Origin of the sequence: Amycolatopsis sp. NPDC049252 (assembly GCF_043197175.1) — a bacterium.
GTDB lineage: Bacteria > Actinomycetota > Actinomycetes > Mycobacteriales > Pseudonocardiaceae > Amycolatopsis.
In genome coordinates, this window is sequence record NZ_JBICSQ010000112.1 from 1 (window position 1) to 22,125 (window position 22,125).

The 22,125-nt window shown below is 72.7% G+C and carries 19 protein-coding genes; 9 read left to right on the forward strand and 10 right to left on the reverse strand.

Going from position 1 to position 22,125, the window contains the following annotated elements; all coding sequences use genetic code 11:
* The 3 genes from ACGFMK_RS45020 to ACGFMK_RS45030 all read left to right on the forward strand — a co-directional run.
* A partial coding sequence (locus tag ACGFMK_RS45020) for a flavin-containing monooxygenase (protein ID WP_392776854.1) occupies positions 1–1,491 on the forward strand: 1,491 nt, incomplete at its 5' end.
* A 79-nt stretch (positions 1,492–1,570) separates the two neighbouring features.
* On the forward strand, positions 1,571–1,969 hold the full coding sequence (locus tag ACGFMK_RS45025; protein ID WP_392776856.1) for a DUF6010 family protein: 399 nt from the start codon (positions 1,571–1,573) through the stop codon (positions 1,967–1,969).
* A gap of 39 nt (positions 1,970–2,008) precedes the next feature.
* Positions 2,009–2,209: a hypothetical protein gene (locus tag ACGFMK_RS45030; RefSeq protein WP_392776859.1), complete on the forward strand. Its 201-nt coding sequence runs from the start codon at positions 2,009–2,011 to the stop codon at positions 2,207–2,209.
* 4 nt (positions 2,210–2,213) lie between these two features.
* Here ACGFMK_RS45030 and ACGFMK_RS45035 read toward each other — a convergent pair whose 3' ends face one another.
* Positions 2,214–3,401, reverse strand: coding sequence for an MFS transporter (locus ACGFMK_RS45035; protein ID WP_392776862.1), 1,188 nt, complete (start codon positions 3,399–3,401; stop codon positions 2,214–2,216).
* Positions 3,402–3,466: 65 nt separating this feature from the next.
* Here ACGFMK_RS45035 and ACGFMK_RS45040 point away from each other — a divergent pair, with 65 nt between their 5' ends.
* Positions 3,467–4,450, forward strand: coding sequence for an ArsR/SmtB family transcription factor (locus ACGFMK_RS45040; RefSeq protein WP_392776865.1), 984 nt, complete (start codon positions 3,467–3,469; stop codon positions 4,448–4,450).
* Between the two features lies 1 nt (position 4,451).
* Here ACGFMK_RS45040 and ACGFMK_RS45045 read toward each other — a convergent pair whose 3' ends face one another.
* The gene (locus ACGFMK_RS45045; protein WP_392776867.1) at positions 4,452–5,681 is read right to left on the reverse strand and encodes a hypothetical protein; all 1,230 of its coding nucleotides are present in this window, start codon (positions 5,679–5,681) and stop codon (positions 4,452–4,454) included.
* Positions 5,682–6,279: 598 nt separating this feature from the next.
* Here ACGFMK_RS45045 and ACGFMK_RS45050 point away from each other — a divergent pair.
* Positions 6,280–7,125 carry an alpha/beta hydrolase fold domain-containing protein gene (locus ACGFMK_RS45050; protein WP_392776870.1) on the forward strand — a complete coding sequence of 282 codons (846 nt, stop codon included), beginning with the start codon at positions 6,280–6,282 and terminating at the stop codon, positions 7,123–7,125.
* Between the two features lie 3 nt (positions 7,126–7,128).
* Here ACGFMK_RS45050 and ACGFMK_RS45055 read toward each other — a convergent pair whose 3' ends face one another.
* The gene (locus ACGFMK_RS45055; protein ID WP_392776872.1) at positions 7,129–8,091 is read right to left on the reverse strand and encodes an alpha/beta hydrolase; all 963 of its coding nucleotides are present in this window, start codon (positions 8,089–8,091) and stop codon (positions 7,129–7,131) included.
* A gap of 103 nt (positions 8,092–8,194) precedes the next feature.
* Here ACGFMK_RS45055 and ACGFMK_RS45060 point away from each other — a divergent pair, with 103 nt between their 5' ends.
* A complete protein-coding gene (locus ACGFMK_RS45060; protein ID WP_392776875.1) occupies positions 8,195–9,235 on the forward strand; it encodes a helix-turn-helix domain-containing protein in 1,041 nt (346 codons plus the stop codon).
* Between the two features lie 77 nt (positions 9,236–9,312).
* The gene (locus tag ACGFMK_RS45065; protein ID WP_392776878.1) at positions 9,313–9,690 is read left to right on the forward strand and encodes a hypothetical protein; all 378 of its coding nucleotides are present in this window, start codon (positions 9,313–9,315) and stop codon (positions 9,688–9,690) included.
* Positions 9,691–10,069: 379 nt separating this feature from the next.
* Here the strand turns inward: ACGFMK_RS45065 and ACGFMK_RS45070 are convergent, their stop codons facing one another.
* The 7 genes from ACGFMK_RS45070 to ACGFMK_RS45100 are packed head-to-tail and all read right to left on the reverse strand — an operon-like array spanning position 10,070 to position 19,591.
* On the reverse strand, positions 10,070–11,842 hold the full coding sequence (locus ACGFMK_RS45070; RefSeq protein ID WP_392776881.1) for an acyclic terpene utilization AtuA family protein: 1,773 nt from the start codon (positions 11,840–11,842) through the stop codon (positions 10,070–10,072).
* Complete coding sequence (locus ACGFMK_RS45075; RefSeq protein WP_392776884.1) at positions 11,788–12,567, reverse strand: TIGR03084 family metal-binding protein; 780 nt, start codon at positions 12,565–12,567, stop codon at positions 11,788–11,790. Before ACGFMK_RS45075 ends, ACGFMK_RS45070 begins: the two co-directional genes overlap by 55 nt.
* 3 nt (positions 12,568–12,570) lie before the next feature.
* On the reverse strand, positions 12,571–13,317 hold the full coding sequence (locus tag ACGFMK_RS45080) for an enoyl-CoA hydratase/isomerase family protein (RefSeq protein WP_392776887.1): 747 nt from the start codon (positions 13,315–13,317) through the stop codon (positions 12,571–12,573).
* On the reverse strand, positions 13,314–15,266 hold the full coding sequence (locus tag ACGFMK_RS45085) for a biotin carboxylase N-terminal domain-containing protein (RefSeq protein WP_392776889.1): 1,953 nt from the start codon (positions 15,264–15,266) through the stop codon (positions 13,314–13,316). The genes ACGFMK_RS45080 and ACGFMK_RS45085 overlap by 4 nt, the downstream gene beginning before the upstream one ends.
* A gap of 4 nt (positions 15,267–15,270) precedes the next feature.
* Positions 15,271–16,869, reverse strand: coding sequence for an acyl-CoA carboxylase subunit beta (locus ACGFMK_RS45090; protein WP_392776892.1), 1,599 nt, complete (start codon positions 16,867–16,869; stop codon positions 15,271–15,273).
* Positions 16,866–18,431 (reverse strand): AMP-binding protein, encoded by a 1,566-nt coding sequence (locus ACGFMK_RS45095; protein ID WP_392776894.1) that lies wholly within the window; start codon positions 18,429–18,431, stop codon positions 16,866–16,868. Before ACGFMK_RS45095 ends, ACGFMK_RS45090 begins: the two co-directional genes overlap by 4 nt.
* Before the next feature lie 8 nt (positions 18,432–18,439).
* A complete protein-coding gene (locus ACGFMK_RS45100) occupies positions 18,440–19,591 on the reverse strand; it encodes an acyl-CoA dehydrogenase family protein (protein ID WP_392776898.1) in 1,152 nt (383 codons plus the stop codon).
* Positions 19,592–19,660: 69 nt separating this feature from the next.
* Here ACGFMK_RS45100 and ACGFMK_RS45105 point away from each other — a divergent pair, with 69 nt between their 5' ends.
* Positions 19,661–20,290: a TetR/AcrR family transcriptional regulator gene (locus tag ACGFMK_RS45105; protein WP_392776901.1), complete on the forward strand. Its 630-nt coding sequence runs from the start codon at positions 19,661–19,663 to the stop codon at positions 20,288–20,290.
* A 69-nt stretch (positions 20,291–20,359) separates the two neighbouring features.
* On the forward strand, positions 20,360–22,021 hold the full coding sequence (locus tag ACGFMK_RS45110; protein WP_392776904.1) for an AMP-binding protein: 1,662 nt from the start codon (positions 20,360–20,362) through the stop codon (positions 22,019–22,021).
* Positions 22,022–22,125 lie beyond the last annotated feature (104 nt).

Here is a 22,125-nt window from a genome sequence, read left to right on the forward strand (position 1 = left end):
GAGAAGGGCGGCGACTTCGGCGGCACGTGGTACTGGAACCGCTACCCCGGCATCCACTGCGACATCGAGTCCTCTGTGTACCTCCCGCTGCTGGAGGAGGTCGGCCACGTTCCCGACTGGAAGTACTCGCCGGGCGCGGAAATCCTGGAGCACGCCCGGGCGATCGGCCGGACGTTCGACCTCTACGACGACGCGTGCTTCCGGACCGCCGTGCGCGAACTGCGCTGGGACGACGGCGAGTGGCTCGTCCGCACCGACCGCGACGACGAGATCCGCGCGCGCTACGTCGTCGTCTCCAGCGGGACGCTCGACCACCCGAAACTGCCGGGCATCCCGGGCATCGAGACGTTCACCGGGCACACGTTCCACACCAGCCGGTGGGACTACGGTTACACCGGCGGGACCGCCGACGGCGGGCTGACCGGGCTGGGCGACAAGCGCGTCGCCCTCATCGGCACCGGCGCGACGGCCGTCCAGGTCGTCCCCCACCTCGGCCGCGACGCGAAGGAGCTGGTCGTCTTCCAGCGCACGCCGTCCACTGTGGACGTCCGCGGGAACCGGCGCACCGATCCGGAGTGGGCCGCGTCGCTGGCGCCCGGCTGGCACCGGCGGCGGCGGGACAACTTCCTCACCGTCGTCACCGGCGGCCGGGCCGAGGAGGACCTGGTGGCCGACGGCTGGACCGGCAGCGCCCGCCTGCTGAAGGACCTGGTCGCGACCGACGCCTACGCGGACGTCCCCGCCGAGGCGCACGAGCTCGCCGACTTCCGGAAGATGAACGAACTGCGCGGCCGGGTCGACAAGCTCGTCACCGACCCGGCCACCGCCGAGGCGCTCAAACCCTGGTACCGCTACATGTGCAAGCGCCCGACGTTCAGCGACCACTACCTCCAGACGTTCAACCGCCCCAACGTGACCCTCGTGGACACGGCCGACAGCGGTGGTGTGGAGGCCGTCACCGAACGGGCCGTCGTGGCCGGCGGCCGCGAGTACGAGGCCGACTGCATCATCTTCGCGACCGGGTTCTCGGTCGGCGGTTCGGACGTCATGGCCGGGCGCCTGCCGATCGTCGGCCGCGACGGCGTCTCCCTGCTGCAGCACTGGCGAAACGGGCCTCGGACGCTGCACGGCTTCGCGAGCCACGGCTTTCCGAACCTGTTCCACCTCGGCCCGCTGCAGAACGCCAGTTCGGTGAACTTCGTCCACGTCCTGGACGAGCAGGCGAGTCACATCGGGGCGGTCGTCGCCGAGGCCCGCAAGCGCGGAGCGTCCGTTGTGGAGCCGACGGCGGCGGCCGAGGCCGCCTGGGTGGCGACGATCGGCGCGAAGGCGCCGGACCGCTACCGGTTCCAGCTCGAGTGCACGCCGGGCTACTACAACAACGAAGGCAAGCCGCGGGAACGCAGCCAGTCGTTCGGCGACGGGCCGGTCGCCTTCCACGCGCTGCTGGCCGCGTGGCGCGAGAACGGCGGGATGGACGAGGTCATGTGAACCCGTTGGCGAGAATCCGGCGGTAGGTGGCAGAACAGCCACTGGCCGGTGTCCGCCACGGTTCCTAGCGTTGACGGCCATGACCGCTGTGCTGCTGCCGATCCTCATCGGCGTCGTCTACGTCCTGCTCGGTTCGCTGATCCCCGAGCCGCACCGGCGGCGGTTCAACGCGGTGATGATCGCCGGCGCCGGTGCGGCCTACCTTTCCGGCGGCGCGCTCGGGCCGTGGGAGCTGGTGTTCTGCGCGGTCATGACCTACGTCGCCTTCCGCGGGCTCGATTCCTGGACGTTCATCGGGATCGGCTGGCTCCTGCACACCGGCTGGGACGTCGTCCACCACATGAAGGGCCAGCCGATCCTCCCCTTCGCCCACGACTCGTCGTTCGGCTGCGCGTTCTGCGACCCGGTGATCGCCATCTGGTGCTTCACGGGCGGGCGTTCGGTACTGACGCCCCTGCGTTCGCTCGTCACCCGGTGACGTGGTTGCGGCCCGGGTGTCGCGGGTATCCGGTGCCCCATGAGCAGCTCCGCCGTCGAACGCGCCGCGCACGCCTACTGCCCCAGGTGCCACCCGGACCCCCAGCCGGGCGAGCGCGTCACGGCCCTGTGCGGCGCCACCCACCCGTACTGGGGCCGCCGCGACCGCCCGGTGACGCGGTGCCCGGCGTGCGCCGCGCTGGCCGGTGCGCCGACCCTGGCCTGCGGCCACTCCGGCTGAGGGCTCAGGACGGCCGGTTCCGCACCAGGACCGGCACCGCCGCCACCAGCGCGAGCCCGCGCACCACGGCCGCGACCAGGTACGGCACGCGCAGGCCGAACCCGTGGGCGACCAGCCCGCCGGCCAGGGTGCCGAGCGGGATCAGGCCCCAGCCGAGCAGCCGGTAGACGCTCGTGACCCGCCCCAGCAGCCCCGAGGGAACCAGCTGCTGGCGGAGGCCGACGGTGACGATGTTCCACATGGTCGTGGCGAACCCGTTCACGGCGAGGCACCCGCCGAGCACCACCAGGCCGGGGCTGAGGCCGACGCCCGCGAACGCGACGACGTTCAGGCTCAGCGCGGTGAGCAGCGCCGGGAGCGGGCCGATCCGGGCGACGACCCGCGCGTTGACCAGGCCGCCGAGCACGCTCCCGGCCGCCGCCCCGGCGAGCAGCAGCCCGTACCCGCGCGCGTCGGCGTGCAGGGTCTGGGTGGCGAGCAGCACCAGGGTCACGTAGGCGAGCTGCCCGCAGAAGGTGTTGACGCCGAGAAGCGCCGCGAGCGTGCGCAGCAGCGGCTGCCGTCGGAGCCAGCGGACACCCTCCCCGATCGCCGCGCGCACCGGCGGCCGGGCGGCCCGCCGGGGCAGCCTCGCCACCAGCACCGCCGACAGCGCGAACGAAACGGCGTCCACGCCCAGGGGTAATGCCGCGGCCACCGCGAAGAGCAGGCCACCGAGCGGCGGCCCGGCGAACTGCTGGGTGACGGTGGTGATCGCCTGCTGCCGGCCGTTGGCCCGGTGCAGCAGGGGTTTCGCGACGACGTCGGGCAGGATCGCCTGCGCCGCGTTCCCGAACACGACGTCACCCGCCCCGAGCGCGAACGCGGCCACCACGAGGACTCCGATCCCGGCCGCGCCCGCCGCGACCAGGACCGCGGTCGCCCCGGCCACGATCGCCTGGAAGGCCTGCGCGCGCCACATCAGCCCGGCCCGGTCGTGCCGGTCGGCCAGCGACCCGGCGGGCAGCGACAGCAGCAGCCACGGCAGGTACGCGGCGGTGGAGACCAGCGAAACCAGCCGGGGATCGCGGGTCACCGTCACGGCGAGCAGCGGTACGGCCGCCGCGAACGCGCCGTTGCCCAGGTTGTCGATCCCGGTCGCCCACCACAGCCGCCAGTACGTCCTCGGCAGGCGAGTCTCGATCCGCGTCATACCGGAATCGTTCGGCGCCGCGGGAAATCACGACAGCATTTAGCCCGGCGCTACATACTCGGAGCATGGCGCTGACGCTCGAACTCGGGGTGGCCGAGCTGGCGACGACCCGCTTCGCGATCTCGCCGCTGTCGGAAACGGTGGCGTGCCTGCAGCAGCTGGCCGGGCGCGACCGGGAGGCGGCCAACCTCCCGTGGCTGCGTTGGGCGGCGGACGAGCTCGCGGGCGCGCCGCTGGATCTCACGCTGACCTGGCCGTTGCTCATCAGCGACCGGCCCAACTGGCCCGAGTTCCTGGTGCCGGCCCCGCTCGACTCCGGTCCGTCGATCGACGACGACCTGGCCGCCCTGCGGCGCACCACCGTGCGTCAGGTCCGGCGCAGCCTCGGCCGGGTCTTCGGGGACACGCTGCCCGAGCCCGTCGCGGCGCTCGCCGCGCACCCGAAGGCCGGCCTGGCCACGATCGCCGCGGAGCTGCGCGCGGCGCACGACCGGCTCGTCGCGCCGCACTGGCCGCGGATCCGGGCCGTCCTCGACGCCGACGTCGGGCACCGCGCCAGGCAGTTCGCCGCGGGCGGCAGCGCGAAGCTGTTCACCGGCCTGCACCCGGACCTGCGCTGGGAGGCGGGGAAACTGCTGCAGAGCGGCGAGCGCTGGCGAGCGGACAGCGTCGTGAACCAGGGGCCCGGCGGCCTGGTCCTCATCCCGGTCGTGCTCGGCTCGGCGTACGTGCTGATCAAGGGGAACACGTCGACGCAGACCACCGTGCGCTACCCGGCGCGCGGGCGCGGGGCGGTCTGGACGGCGGGCACGCGGCCGCCGCCGGGCAGCACGGTCCGGCTGCTCGGCCGGGCGCGGGCCGAGCTGCTCGAGGCGCTGCGGTCCCCGGCGACGACGACCGACCTCGCGCGGGCCCTCGGCGTCACGCCCAGCGCCGTGTCCCAGCACCTCGGCGTCCTGCGCGCCGGCGGGCTGGTCGAGCGGGAACGTTCCGGGCGCCAGGTCCTCTACCTGGTCACGGCGCTCGGAACGGCCCTGCTCGACCGCTGACTCAGGCCGCCAGCGACGACAGCGGCACCGCGAACACCGACCGGCCGCAGGTCTGGCTCTGTGCCGTGCAGTCCGCCGTCGACCACTCCGACTGGGACCAGACCAGGCCCGTCGACCAGTCGTACGTCAGCGCCTCCGGGTGAACCGCCCAGCAGGCGGCGGTGGAGCCGCACGTCGCCGACGTGCTCTTCGCGGTGGTCTGGGTCCAGAGCTGGCCGTTGACGGTGGCCGAGCTGTGGGCGACGTACCACTTGCCGTCGTGGGACAGGACGCCCTGCATGTTGCCCACCGAACTGCGGAACGCCTCCGCCGCGGTCCCGGTCAGCAGGTAGTCCGCCCCCATCGGGAAGCGGTAGAGCCGGCCCTGCAGGCTCTGGTCGGAGAAGTACTCCGTCGTCACGAGGCTGGCCGGGCTCGTGCTGCGATCCAGGGAAATCGACGAGAAGCACGGCACCCCGGTGTCGGAGGCCATGCTGCACGTGCCACCCGCGTAGGTGTAGTAGCCCACCTGCATCATCGCGTACTTGTACGTGTACGCCGCATATCCGCCGGACGTCTTGCCGATCGCGTTCGACGTCGTGTCGGTCAGCTGCAGGATGTGCTGGGTGCTGAACACCCGGATCGCGGTCGAGGTGTTGCCCACGGCGGTGACGTAGATCTTGTCGCCGTACCAGGCCATCCCGCCCATGTGGGCCTTCGCCGCCGTGAAGGTGCTGCCGGTGCTGTTCGGCACGGCCAGGTACATCATCCGGTGGGCGGCGGCGGCCGGGTTGTCGTAGTTGACCGCCTGGATCCGCGCGTCGTCGTAGCGGCCGAGCGCGTCGGTGCTGTGCCAGCCGGACAGGATGACCTTGTCCGCGCCCCACAACCCGTCGTCGTCGGCGTCGCCGGAGGTCGTGATGCCCTGCGGGACCCAGGTCGTGCTGCCCGCGCGTTCGGAGTCCCAGCACAGCGACTTCGTGGCGGCCGGTGCCTTGGGCAGCGCGGCCTTCTCGGCGCCGGTGCAGCCGGTCATCGCGTAGCTGGTGTCGTTGACGACGGTGTTGAGGCTGACGTTCGGCAGCGCGTTGTCGAGCGCGGTCAGCGCGGCGGCCGGGGTCGCGTGCCAGACCAGGTTCTGCTTGGCCGTGGTCGTCAGCGGGTCGCTGTAGGCGGCGCTCGCCGTACCGGGCAGCGCCAGTGCGCCGGCCACCACGGCCAGCGCGAGAAGGAGCACTTTCGGAGTTCGCATGGCGCCATTGCCGCACGCACCGGTCAAAATTTCGTACATCGGCGCTTGTACGCTCGTTGTACCGCCTCGGCATCCCGGCCGGCGAGCACCGTTCGCACCTTCAGGCACCGTGTTGGCCGCAGCGGGCGGCGTGTTGGCCATTGCGGGCGCTGTGTCGGCCGCAGCGGGCGCTGTGTCGGCCGCAGCGGGCGCCGTCTTGACCATTGCGGTCGGCGTGCTGGCCGATCCAGCCGGCGGCGGGCGCTGTGTCGGCCGCAGCGGGCGCCGTCGTGACCATTGCGGGCGCTGTGTCGGCCGTAGCGGTCGGCGTATCAGCCAGCGGCGGGCGCCGTGTTGGCCTCAGCGGGCACCCTGTTGGCCATTGCGGTCGGCGTGCTGGCCGTAGCGGTCGGCGTATCAGCCAGCGGCGATCGGCGTGTGGGCCCGTCGCGGGCGATATCGGCCGGTCGGCGCGGCCGGAGACGACCCCGCACCAGGCCCGAAACCGGCCGGAACGGGCCTTGCCGCACCTCCGAGGGACGGCCCCGGCGAACCCGGCATTCCTCCCGCATCGTGGTACCGCTCGCCACACCCCCGGCCGGGTCCCGATAGTGGTGCCGTGCTCACGCCCCGTGCTCCCCTCGCCGCGTTCGCCCTCCCCCGAGCCGAGCGCGCCGGAGCGCGGGTGACCTACCGTGACGCGCTCGTCGCGCCGTTGCCCGGCTACCGGCCTCTGCTGCTGGACCTGGTCGTCCCGGCCGGGGCACCGCCCGCGGTGGTGGTGTTCCTGGACGGCGGGGCGCTCGCGGCCGGCTCCCACAAGCACGGGCGGATCGGCGACCACGTCACGGAAACGTTGGTGGCGCACGGTTTCGCGGTCGCGCGGGCGCAGTACCGGCTGGGCCGGGAGGCCGCTTTCCCGGCCCAGCTGCACGACGTCAAGGCCGCGGTCCGCTGGATCCGGCGGCACGGCACCGAACTCGGCGTGGACGTCGGACGCGTCGCGGCCTGGGGGCACTCCGCGGGCGGGTACCTCGCCGCGATGCTCGCGGTCACGGCCGACCACGCGGAGCTGGAGGGCGACCTCGGCGTCACCGGCGAGCCGAGCGGGCTCGCCGCGGCGGTCGCGTGGAGTCCGCCGACGGACTTCACACGCATCCCGCCGCCCCCGGAAGGGACGTCCTTGCACCGCACCGGCCACGACCCGCACGACTGGCTGCCGGACGCGACGGCGAGCCCGCTGCTGCACGTCTCGGCCGCCGCGGCACCGCTGCAGCTGGTGCACGGCACCGACGACTTCGGCATCCCGATCGCGCACAGCGAGGCGCTCGTCGCGGCGTACTGGCGTGCCGGGGCCGACGCCGACCTCATCCGGCTGGACGGCGCCGGCCACTTCTACAGCAGGCAGAAACTGCAGCAGGCCACCGAATCCGGCGTCACCTTCCTGCGCGAACGCCTCGGCTGAGGGTCAGTCCTTCGCCGTCACCCCGAGCCCGCGGCGCAGCGCGGCCACCTCGTCGGCGAGCATCCGCCGCGAGACGGCGGCGTCCTGGATGATCGCGGACCCGTGGAAGGTGCCCGGGTAGTGGTGCAGCTCCGTGGTCACCCCGGCCTGCAGAAGACGTTGCGCGTACTGGATTCCCTCGTCGCGCAGCGGGTCGAACTGGCAGGTCGTGACGAACGCGGGCGGCAGCCCGGCCAGGTCCGTGGCGCGGGCGGGTGCGGCGTACGGGGAGACGTCGGCGCCACCCGGCTCGGTGCCAAGGTAGCTCGTCCAGCTGTAGACCGCGTTCGGGCGGTTCCACATCGGAGTGTCGACGTACGCGGTCATCGACGGCGTTTCGAGGCGGTCGTCCAGCTCCGGGACGCCGAGGTACTGGAAGCGCAGCGCCGGGCCGCCGCGGTCGCGGGCCAGCAGGGCCGTCGCGGCGGCGAGCCCGCCGCCCGCGCTCTCACCGCCGACGCCGATCCGTTCCGGGTCGATGCCCAGCTCGGCCGCCTTGGCCGCGGTCCAGGTCAACGCCGCGTAGCAGTCCTCGACCGGCGCCGGGAACGGGTGCTCGGGCGCGAGCCGGTAGTCCACCGACACGATCACGATGCCCAGCTCGTCGACCAGGCGCAGCAGGGAGGCGTGGAACATGTCCAGGTCGCCGAGGATGAACCCGCCGCCGTGGATGTAGACCAGGCCGGGCACCGCGCCTTCCCGGCCGGCCGGGCCGTACACGCGCACCGGGACGTCGGGGGCGCCGGACGGCCCGGGCACGGTCGTGTCCCGCACGTCGACCGGGTGCACCGGGTCGTAGGTCGGCATGACCTCCTGCAGCTGCGACATCGAAGCGCGCGCGGCCAGGAGGGCGTCGTAGTCGGGCAGGGTCACCGCGGGCAGCATGTCCAGCCAGGGCAGCAGCTCGGGATCGATCGCGTAGGTCATGCTCCGATCTTCGGCTCGCGCCGGCGCCGTCGCCACCGCCACGCGGCGGGGGTTGGCGGCCCGGGCCTCGCCATCCGGCGGCGGACACGCCTATCGTGGCCTCATGAAGGGCCTGCTGCTGAGGCTGTCCGGACTCGACGCCGATGCCGAGAACGCGGTGCGGGTGATCGGGTTCTTCGACCGCCTGATCACCGAACGCGCGAGTCTCGACGTGCTCGTGCGCAGCACGGCCCGGCTCGCCGGCTGCCCGGCCGGGGTGCACGCCCCCGCGCAGGGTCTCGCGCTGCGGGCGGACCCGGACGCCGGCGTCACGGCCCCGGGCCGGGTGCCGGCCGGGGCCGCCGCGCGTCCCCTGGAGGGCGGCGTGGTGGTCTGGGTCTGCCGCGAAGGCGCGCCCACCCCGCTCGACGACATCCTGCTGGAGCGCTTCGCGATCGCCACCGCCGTCCTGCTGGAACACACCAGCGTGCCGCTGCCCGCGCTCGGCGACCCCGCGCTGGTCGAGCTGGTGCTGTCCGAGGGGATCGGGACGGCCGAGCGGTCGCGGGCGCTGCACCTGCTCGGCCTCGACACGACGGCCCGGCTGCGCGTGCTGGCCACCACCGGTGCCGACCTCCCCGGCCGGTCCGCCGCGTTCGGCGACGTCCGGGCCGTGCTCACCACCGACGGACCCGAGACGGCGCCGCCGGGCGCCCGGATCGGCGTCGGCCCGGCGGTGGCCGCCCTGGACCTGGCCCGCTCCTGGCAGGCGGCCCGCACGGCCCTGCGGTTCACGGCCGGCGCCGAGCCCGTGGTGTGGTCGGACCGGCTCGGCAGCCTCGCCGCCCTCGCCGGCCGCCTCACCCAGGCGGACCTGGCGGATTTCCCGGACATCCAGGCCCTCGACCGCCTCGCCGGCGAAGCCCACGGCGACGACATCCTGGCCGCCCTCAACGCCCTCTGCGCGACGGGCTCGGCCCGCAAGGCGGCGGCCGTCCTGCACCGCCACCACAGCACGATGCCCGCGCGCCTGGCCCGGGCCGGCTCGGTCCTCGGCTTCGACGTCGACTCCCCCACCGGCCGCCTCCGCCTGCACCTGGCCCTGATGCTGCGGCGGCTGCGCGACGCCGGACCGTCCGAAGTGGACGCTGCGCCGAACGGGTGACACGAGGGCCCGGGCTCAACCGGGTCCGGGCTTCCGGAGTGGACGGCACGGACATCCCGGATCCCCGAGGAGGACACGTGCCGAAACTTCCGACGCTCGTCGCCGCGACCCTGCTGGCCGCCGCCGGGACCATCGCCGTCGCACCAGCCGCGTCGGCGCACGACGCGCTCGCCGAGGTCGTGCGCTGCGGCTACCAGCAACAGTTCCGCTGCGGCTACGGCGGGATCACCAACAGCCACACCCGGGTGTACTCCTGCGACACCTGGAGCGACGGCTACGGCTTCCGCACGGAGTGGCGCACCCGCAGCGGCGGCGGAAGCGGCGTCGACGACGCCAACGGCAGCAGCTCCGGCTGCAGTTCGAAGACGCCGGGCACGGCCGCGAACCCGATCACCATCTTCCGCGGCTGCTGGAAGACGCCCACCTGGACCTGCACCGACTGGATGAACGCCTGAGCCACAACCGCGGTGCGCGACTCACCGGAGCCGCCGGTGTCGCGCGTCGCGGGTTCGGCGGCCTTCGGCGGTAGCAGGGGACGCCGCGGCACAGCAACCTCGGAAACCCTTGCCGCCAAACCGATCGCTGGGGGTCCCGGGCCCTCACGCACCGAGGGCCGCCTTCAATGCACGAGGCGCGGAGAAGGCCCCCTGGGGCGCACACCAGGACCACCGTCTACGAACCCCGGACGCGCGACACCAGGCGGCGAGCGCGGCGGCCGCAGGCCGACGCCGAGGGTCGGCTCGGGGTGCGACAAACTTTGGCGGCCGGCGGTGCGGAATCCACGCGAAGCACACCACGCCGGCTCCGGCGGCCACCGCACTTGGCACGCTTGAGCTACGGCTCCAGCAACGCCACCGGCACGTCGACCGGCCGGCTCCGCAGGTACTCGCCAAGCCCCTTCGCCTGCGGGTCCGGCCGGGTCGCGGACGCCACGCCGTCACCGAGCAAGCCCACCACCACGAAGTTCAGCGCCCGCAGATTCGGCAGCTCGAACCGGCGGATCTCCAGTTCACGAGCCTCCGGCAGCAACGCACGGAAGCGCGAAACGTCCAGGTATCCGCGTAACCACAAGTACTCGTCGTCGGTACGCGTCCAAAACCCGACGTTCGCGTTGCCACCCTTGTCCCCCGACCGCGCGCCCGCGATCGTGCCCAGCGACACCCGTCGCGTCGGGCCGAAGTCCCGCGAGGACACAGAAACCACAGGCAAAGAGACCGAAGGACCGGTCGGCGGGTGCGGGATCACGAGCCGTGAGCCATCGGGCAAGGTCATCCGGTGCTCCACCAAGTCGGCAGGCACCAAAGCCGGCCAGTAAACGCCGAAAGCGCTCTCCGCGGTCGGCGGGGTGGTCGTGTGGAAGCCCGGGTAGCCACCCAGCGCGAGTTCCATCGTGGTGTTCGAAAAGCGGCGGCCGACCTTGCGGGCGTCCGGGTCCTTCACCGTGATCCGCAGGTGCGCGGTGGCCTCGGCGTTGACCGGCGAGCCCGGGTGGTCGAACCGCAGCAGCGTGACGTCGACCTCGGCGAACTGCTCCTTGCCGCCCAGCAGGTCGAACAGCTGCCGCTCGGCCCACTCGGCCTTCTCCTCGATGCGGTCGCCGGTCAGCACCAGGGTCATCGTGTTGCGGTAGCCGCCGTCGTAGTTCAGCGCGACCTTGAGCCTCTCGCCGGGCGGGCTGCCGCGGGTTCCGCTGATCCGGACGCGGTCCGCCCCCTCCTCGGTGAGCCGCAGGCTGTCGAAGTGCGCGACGGCGTCCGGGCCGGCGTACGCGGGTTCGGCGATCTCGTACAGCAGCTGCGCGGTGACCGTCCCGGCCGAGACCAGTCCCCCGGTGCCGTCGTGCTTCGTGACGACGCTCGAGCCGTCGGCCGCGACCTCGGCGATCGGGAAGCCCGGGTACCGCCGGTCGGTGACCTCCTCGAAGAAGGCGTAGTTGCCGCCGGTCGCCTGCGGGCCGCACTCGATCACGTGCCCGGCGGCCATCGCCCCGGCGATCTCGTCGACGTCCCCCGACGTCCAGCCGTGCCACCACGCCGCCGGGCCGACCACCAGTGACGCGTCGGTGACCCGCCCGGTCACGACGACGTCCGCGCCCGCCTCCAGGGCCGCCGCGATGCCCCAGCCGCCGAGATAGGCGTTGGCGGTCAACGGTTTCACCCCGGCCTCGGAGAGTTTGCGGCCGGTGTCGAGGTGCGCCAGATCCGGCAGGCGGCCGACGAGGTCGTCACCGTCCACATAGGCGACCTTCGGGTGCAAGCCCCAGGAGGAGATCTGCGCCGCCAGCCCGGCCGGGTTCAGGCCGCCGGCGTTCGCGACGATCCGGATGCCGCGGTCGAGGCACGTGCCGAGGACGTGCTCGAGCTGGGTGAGGAACGTCTTCGCGTACCCGGCGGCGGGGTCCTTCCGGCGGGCCTTCCACAGGATCAGCATGGTCAGCTCGGCGAGGTAGTCGCCGGTGAGGACGTCGATCGGGCCGCCCTCGACCATCTCCCGCGCCGCTTCGAGGCGGTCGCCGTAGAAGCCGGAGCAGTTCGCGATCCGGACCGGGCGCTTCACGCGCGTCCCCGGCCCGGCGCGCCCGCGAAGGCTTGGGCGATGCCCATCCATTCCCGCGCGACGGGCCCGCGCACGACCAGGCCGGTGTCCGCAGCGAGCCGTCGCTGGGTGACCGTGAGGCAGAAGTCGAGCGCGGTGCCTTCGACGCGGTCGGCGGCGGCGCCGTCGCCCCACGTCCACCGGTCGCCCGAGGGCGCGTGCAGGACGACCCGGATCGGGACGACCGGCGCCGGGCGATCGTGGAGCCCGAAGCTGAACGCCGTCGTCGAGACGCCGAGGTGCGCGATGTGCCGCAGCCGGTCGGTCGGCACGCGCGTCACGCCGAGGGTGTCGGCGATGTCCTGCCCGTGCGCCCAGGTCTCCATGATCCGCGCGGTGACCGACGACGCGACGCTCATGTCGGGCCCGTACCAGGGCAGCCGCGCCCGGGGGTCGCGGCCGCGGAACGCCGTGACGAACACCGTCCGCGCACGCCGGAACCACGCGCGCACCTCGGCCGCCCCCAGCCCCCGGTGCTCGGCGGCGACGCGGTCGGGGAAGTCCATGCCGTCGGCCATCAACGCGGCCGCCGTGAGCCGGAAGCCCTCGGGGTCGACGACGGCCTGCGTCGCGGTTTGGTCGAAGAAGGCCAGGTGCGTGACCTGGTCGCGGATGTCCCAGCCCGCCGCGGGGGTCGGCCGGGCGATACCGTCGTCGTCGAGCGGGGCGAGCATGGCCTCGACATCGGCGGTCTCGGCGACCAGGTCGTCGAGCAGGGCGTCAAGCGAGACGGGCATGTGTCAGCGTCCTTCCCAGACCGGCTTGCGTTTCTCGCGGAACGCCGCGGGACCTTCCTGCGCGTCCCGCGAGCGGTACACCGGCGCCCAGATCTCCTCGGCGCGGTCGTAGACGTCCTGGCGTTGCAGGTACGCCGTCTGCTTCGCCGCCCGCACGGACAGCGGCGCGTTGGCGGCGATCCGCTCGGCCAGCGCCTGCGTCCGGGGCCGCAGCTCGTCCAGGGGCACGACGTCGTTCACCAGCCCGACCTCCCGGGCCCGCTCCGCGTCGACGGGGTCGCCGGTCAGCAGGATCTCCATGGCGATCCGCGGTGGCACCAGCCACGACAACGGCGCCGCCCACGGCGACCCGCGGCCCACCTTCACTTCGGTCACGGCGAACCGCGCGTGGGAAGCGGCGACGACGAGGTCGCACTGCTGGGCCAGCAGGAACCCCCCGGCGTAGGCGACGCCGTTGACCGCCGCGATCGTCGGTTTCGGGACGTCGATGTTCCGGCCGAACTGCGGCAGGAAGTCCGGCGGCGGGATCTCCAGCGCCGTCTCGGCCATCTCCTTGAGGTCGCCGCCCGCGCAGAACGCCTTGTCCCCCGCGCCGGTCAGCACCAGGACGGCCGCAGAGTCGTCGTCGACGAACCTCCGGGTGCCCTCCCACAGGCCGTCGCGGACCTCTTTCGACAGCGCGTTGCGGGCTTCCGGCCGGTCGATCGTCAGCCAGGCGACGCCGGAGTCGACCTCGTAGGTGACGCTCACGACACGACCGCCAGCACCTGGCCGGTGTCGACCTGGTCGCCCTGGCTGACCCGCAGGTCCGACAGGACGCCGTCGGCCGGGGCGGCGACCGTGTGTTCCATCTTCATCGCCTCCAGGACGACCAGCGGCTGCCCCGCCGTCACGGCATCGCCGGACGCGGCGAGCACCCGCACCACCGCGCCGGGCATCGCCGCGAGCAACGACCCCGCGGCCGTGGCGGCGTCCGGATCGGCAAAGCGCGGCACCTCCGCCAGCGCGACCGAGCCGTCCGGTCCATCCACATAGGACACACCGGCCACCGTCTGCACGGCGTAGGAGCGGTGGACGCCGTCGATCTCCAGCTCCACCAGCGAAGGTGACGCCGAAAGCAGCCGCACCAGGCCACCGAGTGGCTTGCCGTTCACCGTGACGCGCAGGCCGGACCGCCGCAGGGAGTACGCGACCTCCAGGGTTTCCGGACCGGCCGTGTAAGCCACCCGCTGGGGCGCCCCGCCGACGTTGCGCCACCCGGACGGCATCTCGGGCACCACCCGCGCGGCGAGCCGGTTGCGCGCCTGGGCCGCCAACGCCGCGGCCGCCGCCTGCCGGGCACCACCGGAAAACGCGCCGAGCGCGGCCGGGTCGTGCCGCGTCAGGTAACCGGTGTCGGTGTACCCGGCCAGGAACTCCGGCTCGGCCAGGATGCCGGCGAGGAGGTTCCGGTTGGTCGTGACGCCGTGCAGTTCGGCCTGCCGCAACGCCCGCGCGAGGGTCCGCGCGGCTTCGCGGCGGGTCCGGCCGTGGGCGATCACCTTGGCGAGCATCGGGTCGTAGTGCGGGCCCACCACGGACCCGTCCTCGACGCCGGAGTCGACGCGCACCCCGCGCAGCGGCGGGACGCGGAAGCGGTGCAGCGTGCCGGTGGCGGGCAGGAACCCGGCCGGGACGTCCTCGGCGTAGAGCCGGACCTCGATGGCGTGCCCGTCGATCCGGGCCCCCAGCACCGAGGGCGGCAGCGGCTCCCCCTCGGCCACCCGCAGCTGCAGCTCCACCAGGTCCAGGCCGGTGACCAGCTCGGTGACCGGGTGCTCGACCTGCAGCCGCGTGTTGACCTCCAGGAAGAAGAACTTGCCGTCCTGGTCCAGCACGAACTCGACCGTGCCCGCGCCGGTGTAGCCGATGGCCTTCCCGGCGGCGACGGCCGCGGCACCCAGCTCGGCGCGCAGCGCGTCGTCGACCGCCGGAGACGGGCATTCCTCGACGATCTTCTGGTAGCGCCGCTGGATCGAGCACTCCCGCTCGAACAGGTGCACCACCTCGCCGTGGGTGTCGCCGAGGATCTGGACCTCGACGTGGCGCGGGTCGACGACGAACCGTTCCAGGAACACCGAGCCGTCCCCGAACGCCGACGCGGCTTCCCTTCGGGCCCCCTCGACCGCCTCGGACAGCCCCGCGGAGTCGTGCACCACGCGCATCCCGCGGCCACCACCGCCGAACGCGGCCTTCACCAGCAGCGGGAAGCCGATCGACGCGGCCACCGCGGCGAGGTCGGTCTCGTCCGTGACGGTCGCTCCCGGCAGCACCGGCACCCCGGCCGCGTCCATCAGCGCCTTGGCCTCGATCTTCGAGCCCATCGACGCGATGGCCCCGGGTGACGGCCCGACGAACGTCAGCCCGGCTTCGGCGCAGGCCCGCGCGAACCCGGCGTTCTCCGACAGGAACCCGTACCCCGGGTGCACGGCGTCGGCGCCGGTGGCCTGGGCGGCGGCGATCACCAGGTCAGCCCGCAGATAGGTGTCGGCCGGTGCCGAGCCGGGCAGCCGGACGGCCTCGTCGGCGAGCCGGACGAAGGGCGCGCCCGCGTCCGGGTCGGAGTAGACCGCGACGGTGGAGATGCCGAGGTCGTGCGCGGTGCGCATGACCCGGGCGGCGATCTCCCCGCGGTTGGCGACGAGCAGTTTCGCGATCATCGGCTCACATCCGGAAGACGCCGAAGCCGCGACGGCCCTCGACGCGATTGGAGTGGACGGCGGACAGTGACATCCCGAGCACGTCCCGGGTGTCGCGCGGGTCGACGATGCCGTCGTCGTAAAGCCTTGCGGTGACGGCGAAGGCGTGCGACTCGGTCTCGATCTGCGCCTCGATCGCGGCCGTGCGCGCGCGGTCGGCGTCGTCGTCGAACGGCTTCCCCTGCGACGCGGCCGAGTTGCGGCCGACGATCGACATCACGCCGGCGAGCTGGGCCGCGCCCATCACCGCGAGCTTCGCGCCGGGCCAGGCGAACATCAGCCGCGGGTCGTACGCGCGCCCGGACATGCCGTAGTTGCCGGCGCCGAACGAGGACGCCATGTTGACGGTCAGGTGCGGCACCGTGCTGTTGGTGACGGCGTTGATCATCTTGGCGCCGTCCTTGATGATGCCGCCCTGCTCGTAGCGGGTGCCGACCATGTAGCCGGTCGTGTTCTGCAGGAACACCAGCGGGACGTCGGTCTGGTTGGCGAGCAGGATGAACTCGCTGGCCTTCTTGGCCTCCTCGCTGAACAGCACGCCGCGGTGGTTGGCGAGCACGCCGACCGGATAACCGTGGACGCTCGCCCAGCCCGTGACCAGCGAGGTGCCGTAGAGCGGTTTGTACTCGTCGAAGTCCGAGCCGTCGACCGTGCGGGCCAGGATCTCGCGCGGGTCGAACGGCACCTTCGGATCCGGCGGGACGATCCCCAGGATCTCCTCGGGGTCGTACTTCGGCGGCTGCGGCGTCCGGCTGGGTGCCGGGCCGAGCTTGCGCCAGTTGATCCGGGACAGCACGCGCCGGCCGAGGCGGATCGCGTCCCGCTCGTCGACCGCGAAGTAGTCGGACAGGCCGGAGACGCGGGAGTGCATCTCGGCGCCGCCGAGCGACTCGTCGTCGGCTTCCTCGCCGGTGGCCATCTTGACCAGCGGCGGCCCGCCGAGGAACACCTTGGCCTGCTGGTCGACGAGCACGGCGTAGTCGCACATGCCGGGCACGTACGCGCCGCCCGCGGTCGAGTTGCCGAACACGATCGCCAGGGTCGGGATGCCCAGCGACGACAGTTCGGTCAGCTCGTGGAAGATCCTCCCGGCCGGCACGAACAGGTCGGCCTGCGTCGGCAGGTCGGCCCCGCCGGACTCGACGAGGTTGACCACCGGCAGCCGGTTGACGCGGGCGATCTCCAGGGCCCGCAACGTCTTGCGCAGCGAATACGGGTTCATCGCGCCGCCGCGGACGGTCGGGTCGTGCCCGATGACCACACACTCCACATCGGACACCACGCCGATGCCGGTGAGCACCGAGGCGCCGACGGTGAAGTCGGTGCCCCACGCGGCGAGCGCGGACAGCTCCAGGAACGGGCTGTCCGGGTCGAGCAGCAGCTCCAGGCGTTCACGGACCGGGAGCTTCCCCCGGTCGCGGTGGCGCTGGACGTACCGCTCGCCGCCGCCGGCGATGGCCAGCTCCAGCTGCTCTTCCAGCCGCGCCAGGGCTTCCAGCTGGGCCTTCCGGTTGGCCGCGTAGCTCTCGGCGGAGACGTCGAGCAGGGTCTTGAGGACGGTCATTCCGCTCCCCCGTAATGCCCGGAGTGCCGGTCCCGGACCACGTTCTTCTGGATCTTCCCGGTGGACGTGCGCGGCAGCTCGTCGGTGACGATCACGGCCTTCGGGACCTTGTAACCGTCCAGGCGGTCCTTCAGCCGCAGCCGCAGATCCTCGGCGTCGATCGACGCCCCCGGCTTCGGCACGACCACCGCCGTGATGGCCTCGGTCCACCGTTCGTGCGGCAGCCCGACGACCACGACCTCGGCGACGTCCGGCTCGGTGTCGTAGACCGCCCGTTCGACCTCGATCGAGGCGACGTTCTCCCCGCCGGTCTTGATGACGTCCTTGGAGCGGTCGGCGAACCACAGCACGCCGTCCGGCCCGAAGCGGCCGACGTCACCGGAGTGGAACCAGCCGTACCGGAACGCCTCCTCGGTCGCCTCCGGGTTGTGCAGGTACTCCTGCATCGCCGACGGCGCCCGATAGACGATCTCGCCCTGCTCGCCGCGCGGCAGCAGGTTCCCGCCGGAGTCCATGATCCCGACCTGGACGCCGGTGAGCGGCGTGCCGACCGCGCCGACGTGCGAGAGCTGGTGCTCAGGCCGGAACAACGTCGTGATCGGGCTCATCTCGGTCTGCCCGAACAACAGCGCGAAGTCGCAGCCGAAGCCGTCGAGGCACGCCTTGATCTGCGCCTCCGGCATCGGCGCCATCGCGTAGACCGCCCGGCGCAGCGACGACAGGTCGCGCCCGCCGAACGACGGGTGCTCCAGCGCCGCGCGGTACATCATCGGCAGGCCGAAGACCTGCGTGATCTTCTCGCGTTCGACCGTGTCGAGGAACCGTTCCGGGTCGAAGCCGCGGTGCACGAAGATCGTCGCGCCGACGACGATCGCGGGCGTGCAGAAGGCGTTGAGCTGCGCGGTGTGGAACATCGGCATCATGGCGACGAACCGGTCGTCGGCGCGCCAGCCGGAGTCCAGCGCGGCCGACATCGACTCCAGGTGGATCGCCAGGTGCGTCCCGACCACACCCTTCGGGGACGCCGTGGTCCCGGAGGTGTACAAATAGGACAGTGGCGCGCGGTCCTCGACGACCACCTCGGGGGACGTCGTGTCGTCCGAGAGCACGTCGTCGAGATCCAGCCCGGTGGCTTCGCCGCCGGTCCCCGGCGCCAGGAACACGTCCGTCACCGCGGGCACCTGCGCCACGGCGGGCGCGATGACACCGGCCAGCTGACGTTCGACGACGATGCCACGGGCCCGCGAATGCCCGAGCACGTAAGCGACTTCGTCACCACGCCAGCCGAGGTTGATCGGCACGCAGACGAGCCCGAGTTTCGCGCACGCGTAGTAGACGGCGAGGAACTCGGCACTGTTGGCCGACGCCAGCGCGAGGACGTCACCGGTCGTGTAACCGCGGCCGGTGAGGCCGTGCGCGAGCCGGTTGACCCACGTGTCGAACTCGCCGTAGGTCCAGCGGCGGTCGCCGTCGACCACGGCGAGGGCCTCCGGGCGGGAGAACGCGACACGGGTCAGCGCGTCACCGACGTTGACCCGGTGGACGAGGTTGTGGTCCGTCATCAGTCCTCCTAATAGGACCGGGGCAGCCCGAGGCTGTGCTGCGCGACGAAGTTGAGGATCATTTCGCGGTTCACTGGGGCGATCCGCAGCAACCGGGCCAGCCCCCAGTACGGCAGCAGCCCGAAGTCCGCCGAGACGCCGTTGCCGCCGTGGGTCTGGATCGCGGCGTCGACCGCGGCCAGCGCGGCCTCCGCGGCGGCGTACTTGGCCATGTTCGACGCCTCCCCCGCGGGCTGGCCCGCGTCGTGCAGCGCGGCGGCCCGGTGCGTCATCAGCGCGGCCAGCTCGGTCTCGATCTTGGCCTTGGCCAGGGGGTGCGAAACCCCCTGGTGGACGCCGATCGGCTGGTCCCAGACGGTCCGCTCCCGGGCGTAGCGAGCGGCGACGTCGAGCGCGTAGCGCGCGATGCCGACGCAGAGGGCGGCGCCGGTGATGCGTTCCGGGTTGAGGCCGTGGAAAACCTGCCGGAAGCCCGCGCCCTCCTCGCCGACGAGCGCCGACGCGGGCAGGCGGACGCCGTCGAAGTGCAGCGTGAACTGCTTCTCCGGGAGCATGACGTCCACCGGCAGCGGGGTGACCGTGAGGCCGGGCGCGTCCACCGGGACCAGGAACAGGGACAGCTGCGCGGTGCCACCGGGGTCGCGGCCGGTGCGGGCGACGAGCAGCAGCGCGTCGGCGGTGTCGACGCCGGAGATGTAGTACTTCTCGCCGTCGACCACCCACTCCTCGCCGTCGCGGCGGGCCGTGGTGGCCAGCTTGTGGGTGTTGGAGCCGGCGTCGGGCTCGGTGATGGCGAAGACGACCTTCGTCCGGCCGCTCGCGATGCCGGGCAGCCACTCCTTGCGCTGCTCCGGCGTGCCGAACTCGGTGATCACCTCGGCGGAGATGGCTTCGGTGACGAGCAGCAGCAGGATCGGCGCGCCCTGCGCGGCGCTCTCCTCGATGACGATGGTCAGCTCCGCCAGGCCGCGGCCGCCTCCGCCGTACTCCTCGGGGATGTTCACGCCGATGAACCCGGCGTCGCCGAGCGCGTGCCACAGCTCGGTGCACTCCCGGCCTTCACGGGCGTGTTCGACGTAGTACCTGCCCCCGAACGGAGCGGCGATCGCGCCGACCGCGGCCCGGAGGTCGCGGGCCTCGTCGCTCTCGAACACGTCCACGCCGACGCTCCTTAGTGATTTGCTATTCACTTATGGCGCACCGTAGCGCCCGTCTGCGAGGATGACAAGATGACGGCAGTTCCCTCGGCTTCCCCAGCCACCCGACGGCGGCGCGATCCCGAGCGGCGCGAGCGGATCCTCACCGCCGCCGCCGAGCTCACCTCGCGGCGCGGGTTCCACGCGATCGGCATGGCCGACATCGGCGCGGAGGCCGGCATCGTCGGATCCGGCGTCTACCGGCACTTCGAGAACAAGGACGCGATCCTGGTCGCGCTGCTCGACCGCGTGATGGACCGGCTGCAGGACGGCGCCGCGGCGATCCTCGCCGACGCGCCCGGCGACCGGGCCGCGTTGTCCGGCCTGATCAGGGATCACGTCCGCGTCGCCATCGAGGACCGCACCGTGCTGGCGGTCTACCACCGCGAAGTCCACAACCTGCCCGAGGAGGACCGGCGGCGGCTGCGCCGGGCGCAGCGGCACTACCTCGAGGACTGGGTGCACGTGCTGGCCCCGCTGCGCCCCGACCTCGCCGACGGCGAGCTGCGCCTGGCCGTGCACGCGGCGATCGGCGCGGTGCAGTCGACGTTGTTCTTCCGCAGCGGCCTCGCCCCGGACCGGCTGGCGGCCCTGCTCGACGAAATGGCCCACGCCTGCCTCGGCGTCGCGCCGACACCACCCGCCTCAGTGAATGGCGAATAACTTTCTCTTGATTTGGTGACCTGGCTCACGGCATGCTGATCGTCGTCAGCGACGGCGAAGGAGCCCGGCATGACCACAACCAGTGAGAGCGCCATCGACGTCGAAACCCTGCGCGGCCGTCGCGCGGTGCACCGCTGGGAGCGCACGTCGATCGGCGACGTCTTCGAGCGGCTCACCTGGAGCCGCCCGGACCAGGTCGCGCTGAGCGCGGCCGAAGGCGCGTACGGGGAAGAGCGGTTCGCCTCGGTGACGTACCGGCAAGCCGACCAGGTCGCGAACCGGCTCGCCCACGCGCTCGCCGCCGCGGGCCTGGTGCCCGGCGACCGGGTGCTGCTGTTCTGCGAGAACACCGTCGAGGCGTTCCTGGCCAAGATCGGGATCGCGAAGGCGGGCATGGTCGCCGTCCCGCTGAATCCCGGCCTCGCCCCGGACGTCCTCGACCACCTCGTGCGGCAGACCGAACCACGGCTGGCGATCGTCGACGCGGAACTCTGGCCGCGGCTGGCGGGCGTCGCGGGGGTGCGGGTCGGTGCCACCATCACGGTCGGCGGCGGGCCGGTCGCGGGCACCCCGTCGTTCGGCGGGTTCCTCGACGGGCAGCCGGACACCGAACCGGACGTCGAAATCCACGGCGACGACATCTTCCAGCTGCTCTTCACCTCCGGCACCACCGCGATGCCGAAGGGCGTGATGCTCTCGCACAGCTACGCGCACCTGGCCGGGCTGAACTTCGCACTGTCGCTGACCCGCGGCCTGCGGCACGAGACCGACCTGCGCGTCGGCACGTTCCTGCCGATGATCTACCACGTCGGCGACGCGCTGTTCACCTACTCCACGTTCTTCGCCGGCGGCACGCTGATCCTCGGCCGCCGTCCGGTGCCCGGCCCGGTCGCGGTGTCGCTGGCGCGGTCGCGAGCCACTGCCGTCTGGGCCGGTTCACCCCAGTTCGTCGCCGCACTCGCCGACGAGATCGACGCTCGTGACGACCTCGACCTGACGTCCTTGACGACGCTCGTCTACGGCTGGGGCGCCCTCTCCCCCGAAGTGCTGCGCCGCCTGGAAGCCCGGACCGCGCCCGGGTTCGTCACGGTCGGCATCTTCGGGCAGACGGAAGCCATCGCGTGCCACCGGTTCTGGCCGTCGGCCTGGCCGGAGGTGCACGCGCGCACCGCGCCGGCGATGAACTACGTCGGCGTGCCGAGCGGGCTGCTCGCCTCCGACGTCGTCGACGAGCTGGGTGAGCCGGTCCGCGGCGTCCCGGGTGAGGCCGTCTACCGCTCCCCGGTGATGACGGCGGGCTACTACCGCGACGCGGAGGCGACCCGCGAGGCCTTCCGCGGCGGCTGGTTCCACTCGGGCGACTCGGCCGTGGTGGACGGCGACGGCCTGCGCGTGATGGTCGACCGCTACAAGGACATCGTGAAGACAGGCGGCGAGAACGTCTCGAGCATGCGCGTGGAGGCGGTGCTGGGCCAGCACCCGGCGGTCCTGCGGTCCGCGGTGATCGGGCTGCCGCACGAGCACTGGGGCGAGGCGGTGACGGCGGTGGTCGTCACCCGCACCCCGGCTTCCGAAGCCGAGCTGATCGGCTTCTGCCGCGAACGCCTGGCCGGCTACGAAAGCCCGAAGCGCATCGTCTTCGCCGACACCCTCCCGGAGACCGTGGGCGGCAAGATCCTCAAGTACCAGCTCCGCGCCCGGCACGCGGAGCTGTACGGCCAACTCCGGTGACCTGCCGCGCCAGTCGTGCGTGCGAAACCGCGGTCTAAAACGGGGTGTCACTCACAACCCCCGCCCGGCGCCCAACCGGGGCCCGGGGGGCTCGGCAGCGCGGC